General features: G+C 70.5%; 16 protein-coding genes. 12 read left to right on the top strand and 4 right to left on the bottom strand.

Translation table 11 applies throughout. The annotated features are described in order from the left end of the window. Window positions 1-19: 19 nt before the first annotated feature. Window positions 20-952, bottom strand: a complete 933-nt coding sequence (locus OC490_RS08090) for a YbhN family protein (protein ID WP_262057124.1) — start codon at window positions 950-952, stop codon at window positions 20-22. Between the two features lie 138 nt (window positions 953-1,090). Here OC490_RS08090 and OC490_RS08085 point away from each other — a divergent pair, with 138 nt between their 5' ends. Next, window positions 1,091-2,965 (top strand): ABC transporter ATP-binding protein, encoded by a 1,875-nt coding sequence (locus OC490_RS08085; RefSeq protein WP_262057203.1) that lies wholly within the window; start codon window positions 1,091-1,093, stop codon window positions 2,963-2,965. A 40-nt stretch (window positions 2,966-3,005) separates the two neighbouring features. On the opposite strand, the gene OC490_RS08080 is transcribed toward OC490_RS08085, so the two are convergent. Then, window positions 3,006-4,457, bottom strand: a complete 1,452-nt coding sequence (locus OC490_RS08080) for a purine-cytosine permease family protein (RefSeq protein ID WP_262057123.1) — start codon at window positions 4,455-4,457, stop codon at window positions 3,006-3,008. A gap of 136 nt (window positions 4,458-4,593) precedes the next feature. Here OC490_RS08080 and panD point away from each other — a divergent pair, with 136 nt between their 5' ends. From panD to OC490_RS08060, 4 genes are all read left to right on the top strand, one after another. Beyond that, window positions 4,594-5,013 (top strand): aspartate 1-decarboxylase, encoded by a 420-nt coding sequence (panD, locus tag OC490_RS08075; protein WP_262057122.1) that lies wholly within the window; start codon window positions 4,594-4,596, stop codon window positions 5,011-5,013. Between the two features lie 22 nt (window positions 5,014-5,035). Further along, window positions 5,036-5,383, top strand: coding sequence for a GNAT family N-acetyltransferase (locus tag OC490_RS08070; RefSeq protein ID WP_262057121.1), 348 nt, complete (start codon window positions 5,036-5,038; stop codon window positions 5,381-5,383). 49 nt (window positions 5,384-5,432) lie between these two features. Continuing rightward, window positions 5,433-6,071, top strand: a complete 639-nt coding sequence (locus OC490_RS08065) for an aspartate/glutamate racemase family protein (RefSeq protein WP_262057202.1) — start codon at window positions 5,433-5,435, stop codon at window positions 6,069-6,071. A 501-nt stretch (window positions 6,072-6,572) separates the two neighbouring features. Then, complete coding sequence (locus OC490_RS08060) at window positions 6,573-6,926, top strand: VOC family protein (RefSeq protein ID WP_262057120.1); 354 nt, start codon at window positions 6,573-6,575, stop codon at window positions 6,924-6,926. Between the two features lie 39 nt (window positions 6,927-6,965). Here OC490_RS08060 and gndA read toward each other — a convergent pair whose 3' ends face one another. Further along, complete coding sequence (gene gndA, locus OC490_RS08055) at window positions 6,966-8,405, bottom strand: NADP-dependent phosphogluconate dehydrogenase (protein ID WP_262057119.1); 1,440 nt, start codon at window positions 8,403-8,405, stop codon at window positions 6,966-6,968. 233 nt (window positions 8,406-8,638) lie between these two features. On the opposite strand from gndA, the gene OC490_RS08050 reads away from it, so the two are divergent. Then, a complete protein-coding gene (locus tag OC490_RS08050) occupies window positions 8,639-9,862 on the top strand; it encodes a transglycosylase family protein (RefSeq protein ID WP_262057118.1) in 1,224 nt (407 codons plus the stop codon). On the opposite strand, the gene OC490_RS08045 is transcribed toward OC490_RS08050, so the two are convergent. Further along, window positions 9,852-10,991 (bottom strand): DMT family transporter, encoded by a 1,140-nt coding sequence (locus OC490_RS08045; RefSeq protein ID WP_262057117.1) that lies wholly within the window; start codon window positions 10,989-10,991, stop codon window positions 9,852-9,854. The genes OC490_RS08050 and OC490_RS08045 overlap by 11 nt on opposite strands. A 209-nt stretch (window positions 10,992-11,200) precedes the next feature. Between OC490_RS08045 and OC490_RS08040 the strand changes: the two genes are divergently transcribed. The 6 genes from OC490_RS08040 to OC490_RS08015 all read left to right on the top strand — a co-directional run bounded on the left by OC490_RS08040 (window position 11,201) and on the right by OC490_RS08015 (window position 20,984). Next, window positions 11,201-11,956: a (2Fe-2S)-binding protein gene (locus OC490_RS08040; RefSeq protein ID WP_262057116.1), complete on the top strand. Its 756-nt coding sequence runs from the start codon at window positions 11,201-11,203 to the stop codon at window positions 11,954-11,956. A 40-nt stretch (window positions 11,957-11,996) separates the two neighbouring features. Further along, the gene (glgA, locus tag OC490_RS08035; RefSeq protein WP_262057115.1) at window positions 11,997-13,148 is read left to right on the top strand and encodes a glycogen synthase; all 1,152 of its coding nucleotides are present in this window, start codon (window positions 11,997-11,999) and stop codon (window positions 13,146-13,148) included. Between the two features lie 51 nt (window positions 13,149-13,199). Continuing rightward, complete coding sequence (gene glgC, locus OC490_RS08030; protein WP_262057114.1) at window positions 13,200-14,420, top strand: glucose-1-phosphate adenylyltransferase; 1,221 nt, start codon at window positions 13,200-13,202, stop codon at window positions 14,418-14,420. A gap of 143 nt (window positions 14,421-14,563) precedes the next feature. Then, complete coding sequence (locus OC490_RS08025) at window positions 14,564-17,176, top strand: PA14 domain-containing protein (RefSeq protein WP_262057113.1); 2,613 nt, start codon at window positions 14,564-14,566, stop codon at window positions 17,174-17,176. Window positions 17,177-17,193: 17 nt separating this feature from the next. Beyond that, complete coding sequence (locus OC490_RS08020) at window positions 17,194-19,503, top strand: GH92 family glycosyl hydrolase (RefSeq protein WP_262057112.1); 2,310 nt, start codon at window positions 17,194-17,196, stop codon at window positions 19,501-19,503. Window positions 19,504-19,658: 155 nt separating this feature from the next. Beyond that, window positions 19,659-20,984 carry a wax ester/triacylglycerol synthase family O-acyltransferase gene (locus OC490_RS08015; RefSeq protein ID WP_262057111.1) on the top strand — a complete coding sequence of 442 codons (1,326 nt, stop codon included), beginning with the start codon at window positions 19,659-19,661 and terminating at the stop codon, window positions 20,982-20,984. Window positions 20,985-21,056: the final 72 nt, after the last annotated feature.

Genomic DNA, 21,056 nt, shown 5'->3' with positions numbered 1-21,056 from the left:
GTCAGAACAGAGTCGCGAATTAGATGACTCTCAGCCGGACCAGCGCACCGAGCGTCAACGCGCCCGGAATGATGGGGATCCAGACCGTGATGATCCGGTACGCCAGCACCACCGCCGTGGCCACCGCGACCGGACCGCCCGCCGCGACCAGCGCCACGATCAGCGCGGCCTCCACCGAGCCGATCCCGCCCGGCGTCGGCACCAGCGCGACGGCGACCGTCGCCGCCAGATAGGCGAGCGCCATCTGCGCGGGCGGCACCGGCAGGTTCAACGCCTGCCCCACGGCCACCAGTCCGGCCGCCTGGAGCGCGGGGAACGCCAGCGAACCGCCCCACAGCGCCAGCGCCCGGGCCGGCCGCGTGTGCACGGAACGCGCCTCACTCAGCGCCGTACGGAGGAACGACAGGACGGCCGTCCGCAGCCGACGCACCAGAACGAGCACCACGACCGCCGCGCACAGCACGGCACCGATGATCAGGAGCAGCGGGCCAAGTGCCCCCGCCGGAAGGAGAGTTCCCAGGCGCAGGGCGTCCGGGAAGGCGATCAGCAGACCGGTGAGCAGAGTCAGCCGGGCTATCGACTCCGCCAGCAGGAACAGCGCCAGCGCGGCCGACGAACGGGCCAGCGGCAGCCCGCACACCGTGAGGAAGCGCAGGTTCACCGCGCCCGCGCCAAGTCCCGTGGGCAGCAGGTGATTCGCCGCGCCCGCCGCGAACTGCGTGGCCAACAGCCGCCGTGCGGGCAGCCGTTCGACCACGGCACCCTGCCGGGTGAACGCGGCGGCGACCCAGGTCAGACAGGTGGCACCGGCCGCCGCCACCAGCCAGGGCCACTCCGCCGACCGCAGCTGGCCGAAGCCCGCGACGAGGACGGACCGGTGCTGTACGGCGACGACGGTGACCAGGAGCAGCGGAAGCAGGCACAGGATCTGCCGGACGCGGATGTGTCTCACATCACTGGAGGTTCTCCGCGCCACGACAACTGCGGGTTGCGCCAGCACGGACAGTTCCTTACGCCCGTCGCTACACGAGGCTTTGGCGAACACGTTGACCTCAACGCCGCTTGAGGTCCTACGGTCTACCCCATGAGCATGGAGAGCACCGCCTGGACCCAACTGCACAGTGTCATGACCGCAGAACAGGAGCGCCGCCCGTTCGCGCTCGCCACGCTGCGCCGCATCGCGGAGTTCGCGCGGCCGCACCGCCGCGAGATCGCCCGCTTCGTCCTGCTCGGGGTGCTGACCGCCCTGCTCGCCGTCGCGACCCCCGTCCTGGCCGGACACGTCGTCGACGCGATCGTGTCGGGCGGCGACGACGGCACCGTCGTGCGCCTCGCCCTGCTCATCGCCCTGATCGCGGTCGCGGAGGCGGCGCTCGGCATTCTGGGCCGACGCCTTTCGGCGGCGCTCGGGGAGGGACTCATCCTCGATCTGCGGACAGCCGTCTTCGATCATGTGCAGCGCATGCCGGTCGCGTTCTTCACACGTACCCGTACGGGAGCGCTCGTCTCCCGACTCAACAACGACGTCATCGGCGCGCAGCGGGCGTTCAGCAACACGCTCTCCGGAGTGGTGTCCAACGTGGTGACCCTGCTGCTCACACTGGCCGTCATGCTCACCCTGTCCTGGCAGATCACCCTGCTCGCCCTCGTGCTGCTCCCGGTCTTCGTGATCCCGGCCCGCCGGATGGGCAGCCGCATGGCCCGCATGCAACGCGAGGCGGCGACCCTGAACGCGGCGATGAGCACCCGTATGACCGAACGCTTCTCCGCCCCCGGCGCCACCCTCGTCAAACTCTTCGGCCGCCCCGAGGAGGAGTCCGTGGAGTTCGCCGAGCGCGCGAGCCGGGTCCGCGACATCGGCGTCCGCACGGCCACCGCCCAGTCGGTGTTCATCACCTCCCTGACCCTGGTCTCCGCCCTGGCCCTCGCCCTCGTCTACGGCCTCGGCGGCTGGTTCGCCCTGCACGGCACCCTGGAGCCGGGCGCCGTCGTCTCCTTGGCCCTGCTCCTGACCCGCCTCTACGCCCCGCTCACCGCGCTCGCCGGAGCCCGCGTCGAGGTGATGAGCGCCCTGGTCAGCTTCGAGCGCGTCTTCGAGGTGCTCGACCTGAAACCGCTGATCGAGGAGAAACCCGATGCCCGCGAGGTGCCCGAGGGCCCGGTCGCGGTCGAGTTCGACGAGGTCCGCTTCGCCTACCCCTCCGCCGACAAGGTCTCCCTCGCCTCACTCGAAGAGGTCGCCTCCCTCGACACCCGCGGCGGCGCCGAGGTCCTGCACGGCATCTCCTTCCGCGCCGAACCCGGCGAGACCATCGCCCTCGTCGGCTCCTCCGGCGCCGGCAAGTCGACCATCGCCCAACTCCTGCCCCGGCTCTACGACGTCGACGACGGCGCCGTCCGCATCGGCGGGACCGACGTCCGCGACCTCACCGCCGCCTCCCTGCGGGCCACGCTCGGCATGGTCACCCAGGACGGCCACCTCTTCCACGACTCGGTCCGCGCCAACCTGCTGCTGGCCCAACCCGCCGCCACCGAGGACGAGTTGTGGGACGCCCTGCGCCGCTCCCGCCTCGAAGATCTCGTACGGTCCCTGCCCGACGGCCTGGACACGGTCGTCGGCGAGCGCGGCTACCGGCTCTCCGGAGGCGAGCGCCAACGCCTCACCATCGCCCGCCTGTTGCTGGCCCGCCAGCGCGTCGTCATCCTCGACGAGGCCACCGCGCACCTCGACAACACCTCGGAGGCGGCCGTGCAGGAGGCCCTGACGGAGGCACTCCAGGGCCGTACCGCCGTGGTGATCGCCCACCGGCTGTCCACCGTGCGCTCCGCCGACCAGATCCTGGTCGTCGAGGCGGGCCGCGTCGTGGAACGCGGGACGCACGATCAACTCCTCGCCGCCGGTGGGCGATACGCCGAGCTGTACCGCACGCAGTTCGAGAAGCAGCAGCCGGAGACGGTCGCCTGACGGTGCGTCAGGGGTCCGGCGTGGTCGGGGCTCCGGTGTGTCAGGGTTCGCGGTGCTCGTGCGCCGCCTGCTCCAACTCCGCAGCCTCCGCCTCGGCCACCCGGATCTCGGCCGCCACGTCGATCGAGCGGCTCAGCCACCAGTACAGCAGCCCGGCGACCGGCAGCCCGACGAACAGGGAGAGGTCGGCGCCGTCCATGGCATGGGCGATCGGGCCGACGTAGAGCGTGCCGACGGAGAAGAACGGCACCATCACGCCGAAGCCCACCAGGTAGGAGATGATCCCGTGCCAGCCCCAACGGCCGTAGATGCCGTGCGGGTTGAAGATCTCCGCGATGGCGTAGTGGCCGCGGCGCACCACGTAGTAGTCCATCAGGTTGACCGCGGTCCACGGGATGAACAGATAGAGCACCAGCAGCAGGAAGTTGTTGAAGTTGGTGAGGAAGTCGGAGGTCGCGGCGAACGCGCCGACCAGCGAGAGCGCGGCCGTCAGCCCGATCGTCAACGCCCGGACGCCCACGGTCGGTTGGACCTTCCTGAACGAGTCGATCGCGCTGATCAGGGTCAGTGAACCGCCGTACATGTTCAGCGCGGTCACGGAGACCAGGCCGAGCGTGGCGAAGAGGAGCACGATCGCGCCGAAGCCGCTGAACACCTTGTCGCCCGCCGCGTTGATCGAGCGGATCGTGTCGAAGTCCTTGCCAGCCCAGGCGGCGAGCAGCGCGCCCAGCGTCATCAGCCAGACCCCGCCGAGCGCCGACCCGAAGTAGGTCCAGTAGAAGGTCTTGCGGACGGTCACGTCCGGCGGGAGGTAGCGCGAGTAGTCCGAGACGTAGATCGCCCAGCTGATCTGATAGCCGGCGACCACGCCGAACTGGGCCAGGAATGGCGTCCAGGAGAAGCCGCCGAGGTCGAAGGAGCCCGCCGGGTAGTGCAGGGTCGCCAGCACACCCACGGTGAAGATCCCGAAGACGACCAGGAAGGTGTACGTCAGGAACTGCTCCGCCTTGTGGATGACGTCGTAGCCCACGAGCGCGATCACGAAGCCGACCACGGTGACCACGGCCACCCACATCTTGGTGTTGCCGTGCACCGTGGTGTGCAGGGCCTCACCGGCCAGGATCGTGTTGAAGACGTTGAAGCCCGCGTACTGGACATAGGCGAACAGCCACACCAGCAGGGCCCCGACATAGCCGAACTGGGGTCTCGACTGGATCATCTGGGGCAGCCCGAGCTGCGGACCCTGCGCCGAGTGGAAGGCCATGAAGAAGGTGCCGAGCAGGGTGCCCGCGACGATCGCGATGAGCGACCAGATGAGGTTGCCGCCCTCGGTGATGCTGATCAGACCGACCGCCAGCGTGGCGATCTGCGCGTTCGACATGAACCACAGGGGGCCGAGGTGCCACAGCTTGCCATGGCGCTCGTCGAGGGGGACGTAGTCGATGGAACGTATCTCCAGCCCCGACACCCGGGGCTCTGAAGCGGTGGTCACGGTGCCTCCCAGGTGCTGATCCAGCCTCTGTGGCCACATTCATCCCCCACAGGGGACCCGGCAACCGCAACGGATACTGTGAAACCCGCCCTTGACCCGCGACTGCGGGCAGGGAGCCGAGTCCCGGGAGTGTCCGATGCTGCGCACCATGTTCAAGTCCAAGATCCACCGTGCCACCGTCACCCAGGCCGACCTGCACTACGTCGGCTCCGTCACCATCGACGCCGACCTGCTGGACGCCGCCGATCTGCTGTCCGGCGAGCTGGTCCACATCGTCGACATCACCAACGGCGCCCGCCTGGAGACGTACGTCATCGAGGGCGAGCGGGGCTCCGGTGTCATCGGGATCAACGGGGCCGCCGCCCACCTCGTGCATCCCGGAGACCTGGTGATCATCATCAGTTACGCTCAAGTGTCCGACGCCGAGGCGCGGGCGCTTCGGCCCCGGGTCGTGCACGTGGACTCCGCCAACCGGATCGTGAGCCTCGGCGCCGATCCGTCCGAACCGGTGCCGGGTTCGGAGCAGGTGCGCAGCCCGCAGGCCGTCACGGCCTGACCACCACACCAGGAGAAGGCCCATGAGCGAGATCGAGATCCGCGACGACCGGGCGGCGGGCCGCCTGGAAGCGATCGGCGACGGCGACGAAGTCGTAGGCCACATCGAGTACTTCGTCCTCGAATCGCCCCAGCGCGCCCTCGTGCCGGTCCACACCCTCGTGGAACCGGCCCACGAGGGAAAGGGCATCGCGGGTTCACTGGCCCGCGAGTTGTACGGCATCGCCGCCCGCGAGGGCATCGTCGTCGCCCCGCTCTGCCCCTACGTCGTGAAGTGGGCGGCCCGCCACCCCGACGAGGCCCCGGCCGCCGACCCCGCGCTGCAGCGGGCGGCGATGGAGTGGCTCACGGCGCATCCCGGCCGGTTCTAGGACCAACGCCCGTGTCGTTGTGAGCGTCTTGGAGAAAGGCCCCGCCCGCGTGCTCGCCCTGCTGCACACCTCGCCCGCTCATGTCCCGGTCTTCGACGCCCTGCGCGACGAGGACCACCAGGGCCTGGAACTACGGCACTTCGTCGACGAGGAACTCTTGGCGCGGGCCCGCCGCGAGGGACCGGAAGCGGTGACCGACGCGGTGCGGGACGCCCTGGAGGAGGCCGTCGCGGTAGGAGCCCGGGCGGTGCTGTGCACCTGCTCGACCATCGGCGCGGTGGCGGAGTCGGCCGGTGCCGATGTCGGCGTGCCGGTGCTGCGCGGTGACCGCCCGATGGCGGCGGCGGCCGTCGCCGCGGGGCCGCGCGTCGTCGTGGCCGCCACGCTGGAAAGCACCCTGGAGCCGACCGTGGCGCTCGTCGAGGAGGAGAGCCGCCGTATCGGCCGCCCCGCCGAGGTCCGCACCCTGCTCGTCGACGGTGCCTGGGCCCGCTTCGAGGCCGGCGACACGGAGGGCTGCGCCCGGCTGGTGGCGGAGGCGGTGGACGCCGTCATCGACGCCGACGCGATCGTCCTGGCGCAGGGCTCCATGGCCCCCGCCCAACACCTGACGACCACCGCCGTCCCGGTGCTGTCGAGCCCCCGCCCGGGGCTGGCCGCCGGGGCTCGGGCAGTGCGGGTGGGGTGAGTCCGGCGGGGCCGGGGTGGGTCCGGGTGGTGCGCGTCGCGTGAGTCCGCCCGGGTGAGTGGCGGCGCGGGTGTCGGGTAGGCGGGGGAGTAGTCCAGAGCCGACGCACCCACTGGCTGGAGGACACCATGACCAACCCGTACCCCGACCCCGTACCACCGGGACCCACCCCCGGCCCCGACCCCGTGCCACCGGGACCCACCCCCGGCCCCGCTCCCGTACCGCCGGGACCGACTCCCGGCCCCGGCCCCACACCGGGCCCGAACCCGGAACCCCCGGCGCCTCTGCCCACGCCACCACCGGGCCCCGGCCCGAAGCCGTCTCCGCCCCCGGTCCCACCGGGCCCGGTTCCGACCCCCGAGCCCTCTCCGTCGCCTGTCCCGCCGGGCCCGGAACCCGTACCGAACCCCGAGCCGGGACCACCGCTCACCTGAAGCCGGTCTGCTGGGACAGTCCGTCCGAATCCGGCGCCCCGACCGCCCTCCTGGCAGGATGGCCGATATGGAACGTGTGCTTGGAATCGGCGGACACTTCATGCGGGCGACCGACCCGGCGGCTCTCGGCACCTGGTACCGCGAGTGCCTCGGCCTCGACGTCGACGAGCACGGTCTGTGGCAGCAGGAGGCCGGGCCGACGGTGTTCGCGGCCTTCCCCGCCGACACCGACTACTTCGGTTCCCGCACCCAGCAGACCATGCTCAACTTCCGGGTCCGCGACCTCGACGCGATGCTCGCGCAGCTGCGCGCCAAGGGCGCGGACGTGGACGCGGAGACGCAGGACATGGACGGCGTGGGACGGTTCGGCTGGGTCACCGATCCCGAGGGCAACCGCATCGAACTGTGGCAGCCCGCCTGACCGGATCCCCGGCAGGCGGGCTCTGCACAGCCGGCCACGTCAGCCCGCGACCTCCGAGCGGTCACCGCCCCAGAGAGTGTGGAACGAGCCGTCCCGGTCCACCCGGCGGTACGTGTGCGCTCCGAAGAAGTCCCGCTGCCCCTGCGTGAGTGCCGCGGGCAGCCGCTCGGCGCGCAGTGCGTCGTAGTAGGCGAGAGCGGCCGAGAAGCCGGGCGTCGGGACGCCCTGGCGGGTCGCCGCGACGACGACTTCGCGCCAGTCGTCCTGCGCCGCCGCGATCTCCTGCGCGAACGTCTCGTCGGACAGCAGGCTCGGCAGGTCCGCGCGGGCGTCGTACGCGGCGCGGATACGGTCGAGGAAGGCCGCGCGGATGATGCAGCCGCCGCGCCAGATCGAGGAGACCGCGCCGAGGTCGACGTTCCAGTCGTACTCCTCGCTGCCCGCCGCGATCTCGTGGAAGCCCTGCGTGTACGACACGATCTTCGACGCGTACAGCGCCTGCTCGACCCGGTCCGCGAAGGCCGCCGCCTCGGCCTCGCCCAGCGGGGAGGCGGTCGGTCCGGCCAGACCCCGTGAGGCCTCGCGCAGTGCCGCGTGGCCGGAGAGGGAGCGGGCGAAGACCGCCTCGGCGATGCCCGAGACCGGGACGCCGAGGTCGAGGGCGATCTGCACCGTCCAGCGGCCCGTGCCCTTCTGCTCGGCCTGGTCGACGACGACGTCCACGAACGGCTTGCCGGTGGCCGCGTCCACGTGGGACAGCACCTCGGCGGTGATCTCGATCAGGTAGGAGTCCAGCCGGCCCGTGTTCCAGGTGCGGAAGATCTCGGCGATCTTCGCGGGGGAGTACCCGGCGACATCGCGCAGCAGCTGGTACGCCTCGCCGATCAGCTGCATGTCGGCGTACTCGATGCCGTTGTGCACCATCTTCACGAAGTGCCCGGCGCCGTCGGGACCCACATGGGTCACACAGGGCGCCCCGTCCTCCGCCTTCGCGGAGATCTTCTCCAGCATCGGACCGAGCGAGTCGTACGACTCCTTCGGGCCACCGGGCATGATGCTCGGCCCGTTCAGCGCGCCCTCCTCGCCGCCGGAGACACCCATGCCGACGAAGTGGATGCCCTGTTCGCGCAGGTCGCGCTCGCGGCGCCGGGTGTCCGCGAAGTGCGCGTTGCCACCGTCGATGATCATGTCGCCGGGTTCGAGGAGCGGGGCGAACTCCTGGATCACCGCGTCCGTCGGGTCACCGGCCTTGACCATGATGACCAGGCGGCGCGGTCGCTCCAGCGCCGTGACGAAGTCCTTGGCCGTCTCCGCCGCGATGAAGTCGCCCTCGCCGCCGAACTCCTCCACCAGGGCGTGGGTGCGGGACGCGGTCCGGTTGTGCACGGCGACCGTGTAGCCGTTGCGCGCGAAGTTCCGGGCGAGGTTGCGGCCCATGACCGCGAGGCCCGTGACGCCGATCTGCGCTGAAGTGCTCATTCGGTTGGCTCCTAAAGATCAGGAAGGTCCTGAACATCGGTGGTACCGGTCGTGCTCGCCAGTATTGCCGCTCGGTCCATCCTGGCCTGCCGGTACCCCGACCGCACGTGCTCACCGCAACCGGAGCGGCCCGCTCGCCACTTGAGCCACAGGGCGGCCGGTTGCCGTCTTGTCATGGCCTGTTCGTGGCGCTTACTTTTGGCCCTCCTGACGTATGTCGAGGGGGATTCTCCATGGCCGTACGCGGCCGGCACCGCCGGTATCAGCCGAACAGGATCAACCGTTCCTCGCTCCTCACGGTCACGGCGGGCGGTGCGGGCATCGCGATCCCCCTCGTCGGCGCCGGTGCGGGCAGTGCCCAGGCAGCCGATGTGAGCACCTGGAACAAGGTCGCCGCCTGCGAGTCCAGCGGCGACTGGAGCATCAACACCGGCAACGGGTACTACGGCGGGCTCCAGTTCACCCAGTCCACCTGGGAGGCCTACGGCGGCACGGCGTACGCGAGCCGCGCGGATCTGGCCACCCGGGACCAGCAGATCGCCGTCGCGGAGAAGGTGCTCAAGGGGCAGGGCCCCGGCGCCTGGCCGGTGTGCTCGGTGCGCGCCGGGCTCACCCGGGGCGGCGGCACCCCCGACATCCACGTCGGCGGCACGAAGACGGGCGGCACGAAGACCGGGAGCGCCAAGGCCGAGGACGCCAAGGCGCAGACCGTCAAGCGGTCCGTGAAGGACGTACAGCCGCAGACCACACCGCAGTCCCGCGCGGGCACCGTCGAGATGTACACGGTCGTGCGCGGCGACACCCTCTCCGGGATCGCCGAGACCGAGCGCGTCGACGGCGGCTGGCACGGGCTCTACGCCGCGAACCGTACGACCGTCGGCGACGACCCGGACCTGATCCTGCCGGGCCAGCGGCTGAACCTGCACTCCAAGGCCGACACCACGACCCGCACCACGACAAAACCGGCCACCAAGCCGGCCACCAAGTCCGCGACGAAGAAGGCCACTTCGGACACCGCGGAGAAGAAGGCCACCACCAAGAAGTCGACGAGTCACTCCCTCGTCGCTCCCGTCAACGCCCCCATCGGCACGGAGTACCACGCGGAGGGCTCCGCCTGGTCGAAGGGTTACCACACCGGCGTCGACTTCCTTGTCCCCACCGGCACTTCGGTGAAGGCCATCGAGGCGGGGCAGGTGGTCACCGCCGGCTGGGGCGGCTCGTACGGCTACCAGGTGGTGATCCGGCACGCCGACGGGCGGTACTCGCAGTACGCCCACCTGTCCGCGATCTCCGTGCGGGACGGCCAGTCCGTCGGCGCCGGCCAGCGCATCGGGCGGTCGGGGTCCACCGGCAACACCACGGGCCCGCATCTGCACTTCGAGGTGCGCACGGGGCCCGAGTTCGGTACCGACATCAACCCGCTCACCTATCTGCGGGCCGGCGGCGTCAGGATTTGACTCGTGTGCGATGCCGGTCGTGGACCGGCATCATCACGTACAGCCCGGCGTGGAACGGGCCGAAGTAGCTCGGCGGTTCGGCGGAGCCGGCCGGCTCCAGGGTCCCGTAACCCTCGTCGGCCGGGATCGCCGCCGGGGCCGGGACGAGGAGTTCGGCGCTCCGCGCGGCGACCGTGAGGTCCGTGCCGCGCGCGTCGACGTTCGCGCTCACGTCGACGGGCTGTCCAGGGAGGGCGTCGAGCAACTCCTCGATGGGCGACGGCGCGACGGGCGTCGCCGTCGTGGACGGTGCGTGCTCGCTCTCCAGCCGCTCAGTGGTCAGCAGGATCAGGCCGCCCGCGGCGACCACTCCGGCGCTCAGGGCGAGCAGGGTGCCGGTCGTGCCGTAGCGGAAGGTCTCGCCGAACATCGTGATGCCGACGACGGCCGCCACCACCGGGTTCACGACGGTCAGGACCGCCAGCGGAGCCGCCAGGCCCGCGCCCCGGTAGGAGGCCTGCGAGAGCATCAGACCGGCCACGGCGAAGACCGCGATCACGGCCAGGAACGGGATGTCGGACGCCGATATCGCGCCGTTGTCCCAGTCGACCGTCACCGTCTTCGTGAACACCGAGGACATGCCGAACGCTATGCCGGACGCGGTCGCCAGCAGCACGCTGCGCACCGCCGGGTGCCGGTGTGCCGCGCGGCCCGCGATCATCAGGGTCACGACCACCGCGCCGGTGAACACCGCCACGGACACCCGCTGGGCGGTGCTCAGCGAGTGGCTGTCGGACGCGCCGACCAGGGAGAGCAGACCGGCGAGACCGATCGTCGCCATGATCGCGCCGCGCCAGGCGGTGGAACCGGCCTTGCGGCCGACGAACAGGGCCGCCATCGGCAGCGCGAACACGATGGTCAGCGCGCCCAGCGGCTGCACCAGGCTCAGCGGGCCGTACGCCAGCGCCACCACGTGCAGCAGACCGCCCGTACCGTTCAACGCGACCGCCGCCCACCAGCTCGGGCGGCGCAGCGGCGCGTACTCCTGGTCGGGAGAGGACACCGCGACGCGCTCCTGCACGATCGCTCCGCCCGCGTAGGCCACGGCGGAGACGAGCGACAGCACGATGGACAACGCGAGGGCGCTCATCGGCAGCTCCTCTGCGTCAGGCGGGTGCCTCTGGCACCACGCGGCGAACGGTCGGCTTTCATACAGAACACGATGCCGCTCGATGTTCTTCCCGTCGTCGTACCTGAGCACCGATTGGGTAGTACTGCCGATGGAGTACGAAACGCCCTCTGTCCTCCCCAAGGTGGGTGACACCGGACGACACCCCCTGGGTGAAACCCCTAGGAGCCTTGGTACTACTGCTGTTCGTGGACCTGGACCCCGAACTCGCAGCGCTCCGACCCCTCGGCGGCTTCTTCGTACTACGCACGGGCGCAGCGCCGGACGGCCCGCTGCCGACGCTCGCGACGACCTACGAAAACCCGGTGTCGGATGTTTACGGAAATTCCCTGACTTTCCGTGTCCATGCCGTCGCGGAGCGTCTCCGGGCCCCTGAGCTGCGCATTGCCGCCTCGGTCGCACAGCAGGCACTCGCGGCCCGGTTGTGGTCGGCGGCGCTCGGCTGCGCCGCCCTCTACGGCCACGTCCCCGACCTCGACCCACGCCTGCTGCACTGGGACGCCCAGAGCAGCGCCCCGGACGACCTGTGGCTCGCCGAGGTCCGCCCGCTGCCCGGTGACGCCGCCACCCTCGCGGACACCGTCCTCCTGGGCCACCTCGAACCGCTGACCGCCGCCCTGGTCGCCCACCACCGCATGTCCGCCGGCCTGCTCCGGGGCAACGCGGCCTCCGCGCTGGCGGGCGCGGCCCGCGAACTCGACCGGTGGGCACGCGCGCGTGGCCGTACGGAAGTGGCCACGCGCGCGCGTGCCCTCACCGCGGAACTCCTCGCCCACCCCCTCCTCGCCGACACCGGAACCCTTACCGGAACCGCCTTCCGGCGCCGCAGCTGCTGCCTCTACTACCGGGTCCCCGGCGGCGGGGTCTGCGGAGACTGCTGCTTCACACAGCCGCCCGGCCCTTCCGCGAAAGCCGCTTCTGGGTGACCATGAGTGCAATCAGCCGCCGAGAACAAGGGGTTAACGGGTGCGAGTGGGACTGCTGACCCGGGAGTACCCGCCGGATGTGTACGGCGGCGCGGGCGTCCATGTGGAGTTCCTGGCCCGGGAGTTGAGGCCCCTGGTCGACCTGGACGTGCACTGCTGGGGCGAGGGCCGCACGGAGGGCGTCGTACGTCACCGCTCCTGGCCGACCCTGGACGGCGCCAACGACGCCCTGCGCACCTTTTCCGTGGACCTCTCCATGGCCGCCGCCCTCGAAGGCCGCGAACTCGTCCACTCCCACACCTGGTACGCCAACCTCGCCGGCCACTTCGCCAAGCTCCTCTACGGCGTCCCGCACGTGATGACCGCCCACTCCCTGGAGCCGCTGCGCCCCTGGAAGGCCGAGCAGCTCGGCGGCGGATACGCCCTCTCCAGCTGGGCCGAGCGCACCGCGATCGAGGCCGCGGACGCCGTGGTCGCCGTATCGGGAGCCATGCGCGAGGACATCCTCACCTGCTACCCGTCGCTGGACCCCGCCACGGTGCGGGTCATCCACAACGGCATCGACACCACGCTCTACCGCCCCGACCACGGCACCGACGTCCTCACCCGGCTCGGCATCGACCCCGACCGCCCCTACGTCCTGTTCGTCGGCCGCATCACCCGCCAGAAGGGCGTGCCCCATCTGCTGCGCGCGGTGCGTGACCTCGACCCGGCCGCGCAGGTCGTGCTGTGTGCCGGCGCGCCGGACACGCCGGAGATCGACCGCGAGTTCCGCGACCTCTTCGAGGAGCTGAGCCGGGCCCGCGAGGGCGTGCACTGGATCCCCCAGATGCTGCCCCGACCGGAGGTGATCCAGCTCCTCACTCACGCCACCGTGTTCGCCTGCCCCTCGGTCTACGAGCCCCTGGGGATCGTCAACCTGGAGGCGATGGCCTGCGGTACGGCCGTGGTCGCCTCCCGGGTCGGCGGCATCCCCGAGGTGGTGGCGGACGGTGAGACCGGCCTGCTGGTGTCCGTCGAGGAAAACTTCGAGGAGAACCTGGCGTCGGCCCTCGACTCCGTGCTCGCCGACCCGGAGACTGCGAAGCGCATGGGCGAGGCGGGGCGGAAGCGCGCGGTGGGCGAGTTCGGCTGGGACGCCGTGGCGCTGCGCACCGCGCGGCTCTACGCGGAGATCCTCAAACAGGCTTAGTGTGCGCTGCTCAGGGGCAGGCTGGGATCAACCAGGGTGAGGGGAGCGGCCATGCGTCGTGGTGGTCCTTCGGTGCTCGGAATCGTGCTCGCGGGCGGTGAGGGCAAGCGACTGATGCCCCTGACCGCGGACCGCGCGAAACCGGCGGTCACGTTCGGCGGGACGTACCGTCTCGTGGACTTCGTGCTGTCCAATCTCGTCAACGCCGACGTCCTGCGCATCTGCGTCCTCACGCAGTACAAGTCGCACTCGCTGGACCGCCACATCACCACCACGTGGCGCATGTCCAGCCTGCTCGGCAACTACGTCACACCCGTCCCGGCGCAGCAGCGCCTCGGTCCGCGCTGGTACCTCGGCAGCGCGGACGCGATCCTGCAGTCGCTGAACCTGATCTACGACGAGCGCCCCGAGTACGTCGCGGTCTTCGGCGCCGACCACGTGTACCGCATGGACCCCCGGCAGATGCTCGCCCAGCACATCGACAGCGGCGCGGGCGTCACCGTGGCCGGTATCCGCGTCCCGCGCGCGGAGTCCTCGCAGTTCGGCGTGATCACCCCGGGGTCGGACGGCCAGACGGTCGAACGCTTCCTTGAGAAGCCCGCCGACCCGCCGGGCCTGGTCGACGACCCGGAGTGCGTCTACGCCTCGATGGGCAACTACATCTTCACCACCAAGGCCCTGATAGAGGCCCTTCAGCGGGACGCGGAGGACGTCAGCTCGATCCACGACATGGGCGGCTCGATCCTGCCCGCGCTCACCGACCGGGGCGAGGCCGCGCTGTACGACTTCAGCGCCAACCACGTCCCCGGCGAGACCACCCGCGACCAGGGCTACTGGCGGGACGTCGGCACCCTGGACGCCTACTACGACGCCCACATGGACCTCATCGCCGAGCGCCCCGCCTTCAACCTCTACAACCGCAACTGGCCCATCTACACCCACTCCGGCCAGCTCTCCCCGGCCCGCTTCAACGCCGGCGGCATGGCCAGCGAGTCGATCATCAGCTCCGGGTGCCTCATCCGCGGCCAGGTCACCCGCTCGGTGCTCTCCCCGGGTGTGGTCGTCGACCCCGGAGCGGTCGTCCAGGGCTCGATCCTGCACGACAACGTCCACATCGGGCGGGGCGCGGTGGTCCGGGGCGCCGTCCTGGACAAGAACGTCGAGGTGCCGCCGGGCGCGACGATCGGGGTCAACCCGGAGCGCGACGCCGACCTGTACACGGTCTCCAAGGGCGGCGTCATCGCCCTGGGCAAGGGCCAACTGGTCACGTAGCAGCGAACATCGGCCCCGGTGCGTCTCGACCGCACCGGGGCTTTGCCGCAGCTTGACGCAGGCTTGTCATGTCCCTGGACGGAATGCGGAATCCGTGTTGTCATGCCAACTGCTGCCCATGACAACGTTGTTATGGAGGTTCCGTGCGCATCAGACGACTCAGAGACCGACTCGCGTTACTGCTCGCGCTGGCACTCGGCATCGCCGCCCTGGCCGCCGTCCCCACCGCGACCGCCGCCGCCGACAACCCCGTCGAGATCCACGGCCTGAAGGGCGAGTACTACACCCAGTCCGCCCCCGGCGCCTTCGACTTCGCCGACCTCAAGGCCACCGGCGTCGACCCGAACCTCGACTTCGACAACCTGGAACCCCGACTCGCCTTCACCACCGGACAGTCCGACGACGTGAGCGTCCGCTGGACCGGAAAGATCGTCCCGACGAAAACCGGCCCCCACACCTTCTCGATCATCGGCGACAACGGCTTCCGCCTCTGGATCGGCGGACAGCTCGCCATCGACCACTGGGTCGACGACTGGGATCGCGAACAGACCGCCGCCCCCGTCGAGTTGACCGCCGGCACGGCCTACGACATCAAGGTCGAGTACTTCGAGCACTACGGCGGCTCCAACCTCCACCTCCGCTGGACCGAACCCGGCGGCACCAAGGTCCCCGTCCCGCAGTCGGCCTTCCGCCTCCCCGACGGCTACGACTACGACGGCGCCCTCGCCGCCACGGTCACCAGCACCGGCCGCACCCTCAGACTCGACTTCGCCCAGCCCCTCGCCGCACCCCCGGCCGACCTCACCGACCACCTCGAAGCGGTGATCGGCGGCGCCAAGTGGCCGCTGGGGACAGCCGAGTTGGACCCGGCCGACCCGCGCACCCTGATCGTCCCCCTCACCGAACCCGTCGTGGGCAACAAGACGGGCACCGCCCCCGGCACCGCAGACATCCGCTACGACGGCGAAGCCGGCCTCACCACGGCCGATGGCAACGTTATCAACGCGTTCTGGAGCACCGGCCAGAACCACTCCACCCACGAACTGCGCACCCAGTGGGCCGACCAGGTCGGCCCGCACAACGCGCTCCCCGAGTACCCCCGCCCCCAGCTCACCCGCACCGACTGGCGCAACCTCAACGGGAGTTGGCAGTTCGCGGCGGCCACGGAGGGCGAACAGCCGCCGGTCGGCCGTGACCTCGCCGAGCACATCCTCGTCCCGTACCCCGTCGAGTCCCAGCTCTCCGGCCTCGAACGACACGAGGACCGCATGTGGTACCGCCGCACCTTCACCGTCCCCGCCGACTGGCGGATCGGCTCGGGCAAGCGGCTGATGCTCAACTTCGGGGCCGTCGACTGGCGGGCCGAGGTCTACGTCAACGGCACGAAGGTCACCGAACACCAGGGCGGCTACGACAAGTTCAGCACCGACGTCACCGACGCCCTGAAGCCCGGCCGCACCCAGGAACTGATCGTCGGCGTCTACGACCCCACCGACGCAGCCAACGGCGAGAACCCCCCGATCGGCAAACAGCGTCTCGACCCCAGTGGCATCTGGTACACCCCGACCTCGGGCATCTGGCAGACGGTCTGGATGGAACCGGTCGCCCCCGACCACGTCGACTCCCTCAAACTCACCCCGGACGTCGCCAAGAGCCAACTCACCGTCGAGGCACAGGGAGTTCGGGACGGCGTACCGATCACGGCGACGGCGTACGACGGAAAGCGCGCGGTGGCCACCGCACAAGGCCGCACCGGCGACCCGCTCACCCTGACCGTCACGAACCCCCAACTCTGGTCACCTGACAACCCGTTCCTCTACGACCTCAAGGTCACCGTCGGCAAGGACCGCGTCGGCAGCTACTTCGGGATGCGCTCGATCGCCGTCGAGAAGGTCAACGGTGTCCCGCGCACGGTCCTCAACGGCAAGCCGGTCTTCATGATGGCCACCCTCGACCAGGGCTTCTGGCCCGACGGCCTGTACACCGCCCCGACCGACGAGGCACTCGCCCACGACCTCAAGGTGCACAAGGAGTTGGGCTTCAACGCGGTGCGCAAGCACATCAAGGTCGAACCCGACCGCTGGTTCTACTGGGCCGACCGGCTCGGCCTCATGGTGTGGCAGGACATGCCCGCGATGACCGCCGGGGTGAACCCGTCGCCCGCCGCCCGCGCCGAGTACGAGCGCGAGCTGAAGCAGATGATCGACCAGCACATCAGCAGCCCGTCGGTCGTCATGTGGGTGACGTTCAACGAGGGTTGGGGCCAGTACGACGAGGCCCGCATAGCCGACCAGGCGAAGGCATGGGACCCGACGCGGCTCGTCAACAGCATGTCCGGCATCAACCTCGGCGTCGACGGCGGCACCGGCGACATCATCGACGAACACGGCTATCCCAGCCCCGCCCTGCCACCCCACCCGGACGGCCAACGCGCCCTGGTCAGCGGGGAGTACGGCGGTCTCGGGCTCGCGATGCCGGGACACGCCTGGTCGGTCCAGCAGTCGTACGTGGACGTCGACCCGGCCGCCTACACCGACGACTACCTCGCCAAGCTCGCCGAGGTGCACGCCCTGACCTGCCAGGGCGGCAACGGCGCGGTCTACACGCAGATCTCCGACGTCGAGGGCGAGTTGAACGGCCTGACGACGTACGACCGGCGGGTGCTCAAGCCCGACGCGCAGCGGGTGAGGGCCGCTCAGCAGGCCCTGATCCGCGACGCCTCGCAGGCGACGCCCGCAGGGTGCCCCACCACCTGAACTCCCTTGGAGGACCCATGAGATGGACCCGGCGCCTGCGGTTGTGCATGGCGGGGGCGGTGGCAGTGTCCGCACTGTTCGCCGCCCCCGCCGCAGCCTCTGCCAACGGTCGACTCACCGACCTGGTCAACCCGTTCATCGGTACCGAGAACGACGGCAACACCTATCCCGGCGCCGCCGTGCCCTTCGGCATGGTGCAGTTCTCGCCGGACACCGGCCACAACACCGGCTACGACTACTCCCAGAACCACATCCGCGGCTTCTCCCTCGTGCACCTCTCCGGCGTCGGCTGCGGGCTCGGCGGCGATCTGCCCGTACTGCCCACGACCGGCGAGGTGACGCAGACGGACTACGCCCAGTACGCGGCCGAGTTCAGCCACGACGACGAGCACGCGAGCCCCGGCTACTACCAAGTCGGCCTGAAGACAGGCATCGACGCCGAACTGACGGCGACCGCCCGCACCGGCGTCCAGCGCTACACCTTCCCGGCCACCGACAAGGCCAACGTCCTGCTGAACGCGGCCCAGTCGCTCCACTCCGGCGTCTCCGCGAAGGTGGACGTCCTCGACAACCGGACCGTGCGCACCACCATCACCGGCCGCGGCTTCTGCCAGGACACCAAGCCGTACACCGTCTACACGATCACCCGCTTCGACCGGCCCTTCACCACCTACGGAACCTGGAACGGCGCGACGGTGACGGCCGGTTCGAGAAGCGGGAGCGGCGGCGCGTACGTCCGCTTCGACACGACCAAGGACCGTACGGTCGAGGCGACCACGGCCCTCTCGTATGTCGACGCACGTGGCGCGGCCGTCAACCTCCGTGCGGAGGGCGGGAGTTCCTTCGACGCCGTGCGCCACCGCGCCCAACAGGCCTGGGAGGACCGGCTCGACGATGTCCGCGCCCAAGACGGCTCGGACAGTCTGCGCCGGACCTTCTACTCGTCCCTGTACCGGTCGTTCCTCGCGCCGAACATCGGCAGCGACGCCGACGGCCGCTACACCGGCTGGGACCAGAAGATCCACCACGCGAAGGGCTTCACCTACTACCAGAACTGGTCCCTGTGGGACACCTACCGCACCCAGTCCCAGCTTCTCGCCCTGCTCGCACCCCGCGAGGCCCGCGACATGGCGATCTCGGTGATCAGGATCGACGAGGAGAGCGGCTGGCTGCCCAAGTGGGGCTACGGCACGGTGGAGACGAACATCATGACCGGCGACCCGGTCACGCCGTTCCTCACCAACGCCTACCAGCAAGGCCTGTTGAAGGGCTACGAGGAGCGTGCCTACCGGGCGCTGAAGCAGAACGCCGACGGCGTGCCGCCCACCGACTCGGCGGCGGTCGGGCGGGAAGCCAACAAGGAGTACATCGCCGAAGGCTTCGCGCCGTACATCAAGGACCGCCCGCACGCGAAGCCCGGTGACTCGGACTACGACCACGGGGCCTCGGCCACCCTGGAGTACGCCCTCTCGGACGCGATGCTCGCGCAGATGGCCCGCGAGCTGGGCCACGGGGCCGATGCCGCACGCTATGCGGCCCGCGCCCAGAGCTACCGCGACATCTTCGACCCGTCGACCGGCTTCTTCCGCGCCCGCGACGCCTCCGGTGCCTTCGTCGGTCCTGCCGATCCGGCGCAGAGCGAGGGCTTCCACGAGGGCACGTCCTGGCAGTACCAGTGGCTCGTCCCGCAGGACCTGCCCGGCATGGTCGACCTCATCGGCGGCCGGCAGGCCGCCAACGCCCGGCTCGATTCCTTCTTCGCCTACGACCAGCTGCTCGCCGATCCGGCGAAGACCGCCCGCGAGGTGTGGGTCAACGGGCCGTACGACTACTACAACGCGGACAAGTACAACCCGCAGAACGAGCCCGACCTGATCGCCCCGTACACCTACCTGTCGACCGGACAGCCGTGGAAGACGACCGATGTCGTCCATGCGGCACTGACCCTGTTCACGGACGGCCCGACCGGCATGACCGGCAACGACGACCTCGGCACGATGTCTGCCTGGAACGTCCTGTCGTCGATCGGGATCTTCCCGGTCCAGCCCGGCTACGACACCTGGGGCCTGTCCACGCCCGTCTTCGACCGGGTCGACCTGACCCTGGACCGCCGCTACTACCCGCACGGCGCCCTGACCGTCAAGGCGCCCGGCACCTCCGCCGACGACCGCTACATCCAGGCGGCCCGGACGGACGGGGTGTCGTACGACCGCACCTATCTGACGACCGGGCTGCTGAGGTCCGTACGGTCGTTGGACTTCACGGTCGGCCCGCACCCGTCGGAGTGGGGTACGTCACCCCAGGCGGGACCACCGGCACTGAAGTGATCTCAGGCGCATCCTGAGTCCCACCCCTCTCGGAGGGGTGGGATCGGGGCCGGATGTAATCTGCTGTTAACTGTGCGTAGCTTGATCGTACTTGACCGTAATCGCTTGTCGGCGCTTGACTGCTTGCTCACCCCTAGTCGACGCGAGGCAAGCCTTTGACTTCCGACCTGCTCGCTCCTCTCGACCTGGCGTTCTGGAACATCGAGTCCGACCTGAACCCGATGCACCTGGGCGCACTCGGCGTCTTCTCGGCACACTCGCCGACCGCGGGAGCCCACGCCGCCGACCTTCTCGCCGCCCGCGCAGCCGCCGTCCCCGGGCTGCGGATGCGTATCCGGGACGTGTGGCAGCCGCTGTCCCTGTCCTTCGGGAGCGCCACCCGCGAGCCCGACCCCGACTTCGACCCGCTCCAGCACGTCCGGCTGCACGCCCCCACCGCCGACTTCCAGGAGGTCGCCGGCCGGCTCATGGAACGCCCGCTGGAGCGCGGCCGGCCCCCGTGGGAGGCGCATGTGCTGCCCGGCGAGGACGGTGTCTCCTTCGCCGTGCTGTTCAAGTTCCACCACGCCCTGGCCGACGGACTGCGGGCGCTGACCCTCGCCGCCGCGATCCTCGACCCGATGGACATGCCCGAGCGGCGACCACGCCCCGAGGAGCCCGCGCGCGGCCTCCTGCCCGACGTGCGCAAGCTGCCCGGGCTGCTGCGGGGCGCCCTGTCCGACGTCGGCCGGGCCCTCGACATCGGGGCGTCCGTCGCCCGCTCGACCCTCGACGTCCGCTCGTCGGCGGCACTGGCCTCCGAGCCGTCGGGCACCCGTCGTACCGCCGGAGTCGTCGTCGACCTCGACGACGTGCACCGGATCCGCAAGACCGTCGGCGGCACCGTCAACGACGTGCTCATCGCCGTCGTCGCGGGCGCCCTGCGCCGCTGGCTCGACGAACGCGGCGACGGCAGCGAGGGCGTCGCGCCCCGCGCCCTGATCCCCGTCTCCAAACGCCGCCCGCGCGGCGCGCAGCCACAGGGCAACCGGCTGTCCGGCTACCTGATACGGCTGCCCGTCGACGACCCGGACCCCCTCGCCCGGCTCGACTCCGTGCGCGCCGCCATGGACCGCAACAAGGACGCGGGACCCAACCGGGGCGCGGGCGCCGTCGCCCTGCTCGCCGACCATGTCCCCGCGCTCGGCCACCGGCTCGGCGGACCCTTCGCCGCACAGGCCGCCCGGCTCTGGTTCGACATCCTCGTCACCAGCGTCCCGCTGCCCGGCATCGGGCTGAAGCTCGGCGGCAACCCGGTCACCGCGGTGTTCCCGTACGCCCCCCTGGCCGGCGGCCAGTCCCTCGCGGTCGCCGTCTCCACCTTCCGCGGACACGTCCACTACGGCCTCGTCGCGGACGCGGCGGCCGTACCGGATCTCGATCTGTTCGCCCGTGCCCTCACCGAGGAGGTGGAGACACTCATCACCGCCTGTGGGTCGTGACGCGGCACGAGTTTGGTGCTGCGGCCCGGCGCTCCGTAAAATTCCCTGTTCGACGGCTGGTGCGATCGGAGC

This window comes from Streptomyces sp. STR69 (genome assembly GCF_024519455.1).
Lineage (GTDB): Bacteria > Actinomycetota > Actinomycetes > Streptomycetales > Streptomycetaceae > Streptomyces.
Note: the sequence above shows the minus strand (reverse complement) of the source record. Positions and strands in the feature narration are given on the sequence as shown.

Bases quoted from the DNA above. Each gene is read 5' to 3' on its own strand.
- OC490_RS08085 (WP_262057203.1), top strand. From the start codon at position 1,091: ATGGAGAGCACCGCCTGGACCCAACTGCACAGTGTCATGACCGCAGAA.
- panD (WP_262057122.1), top strand. From the start codon at position 4,594: ATGCTGCGCACCATGTTCAAGTCCAAGATCCACCGTGCCACCGTCACC.
- OC490_RS08070 (WP_262057121.1), top strand. From the start codon at position 5,036: ATGAGCGAGATCGAGATCCGCGACGACCGGGCGGCGGGCCGCCTGGAA.
- OC490_RS08060 (WP_262057120.1), top strand. From the start codon at position 6,573: ATGGAACGTGTGCTTGGAATCGGCGGACACTTCATGCGGGCGACCGAC.
- gndA (WP_262057119.1), bottom strand. From the start codon at position 8,405: ATGAGCACTTCAGCGCAGATCGGCGTCACGGGCCTCGCGGTCATGGGC.
- OC490_RS08050 (WP_262057118.1), top strand. From the start codon at position 8,639: ATGGCCGTACGCGGCCGGCACCGCCGGTATCAGCCGAACAGGATCAAC.
- OC490_RS08045 (WP_262057117.1), bottom strand. From the start codon at position 10,991: ATGAGCGCCCTCGCGTTGTCCATCGTGCTGTCGCTCGTCTCCGCCGTG.
- glgC (WP_262057114.1), top strand. From the start codon at position 13,200: ATGCGTCGTGGTGGTCCTTCGGTGCTCGGAATCGTGCTCGCGGGCGGT.
- OC490_RS08020 (WP_262057112.1), top strand. From the start codon at position 17,194: ATGAGATGGACCCGGCGCCTGCGGTTGTGCATGGCGGGGGCGGTGGCA.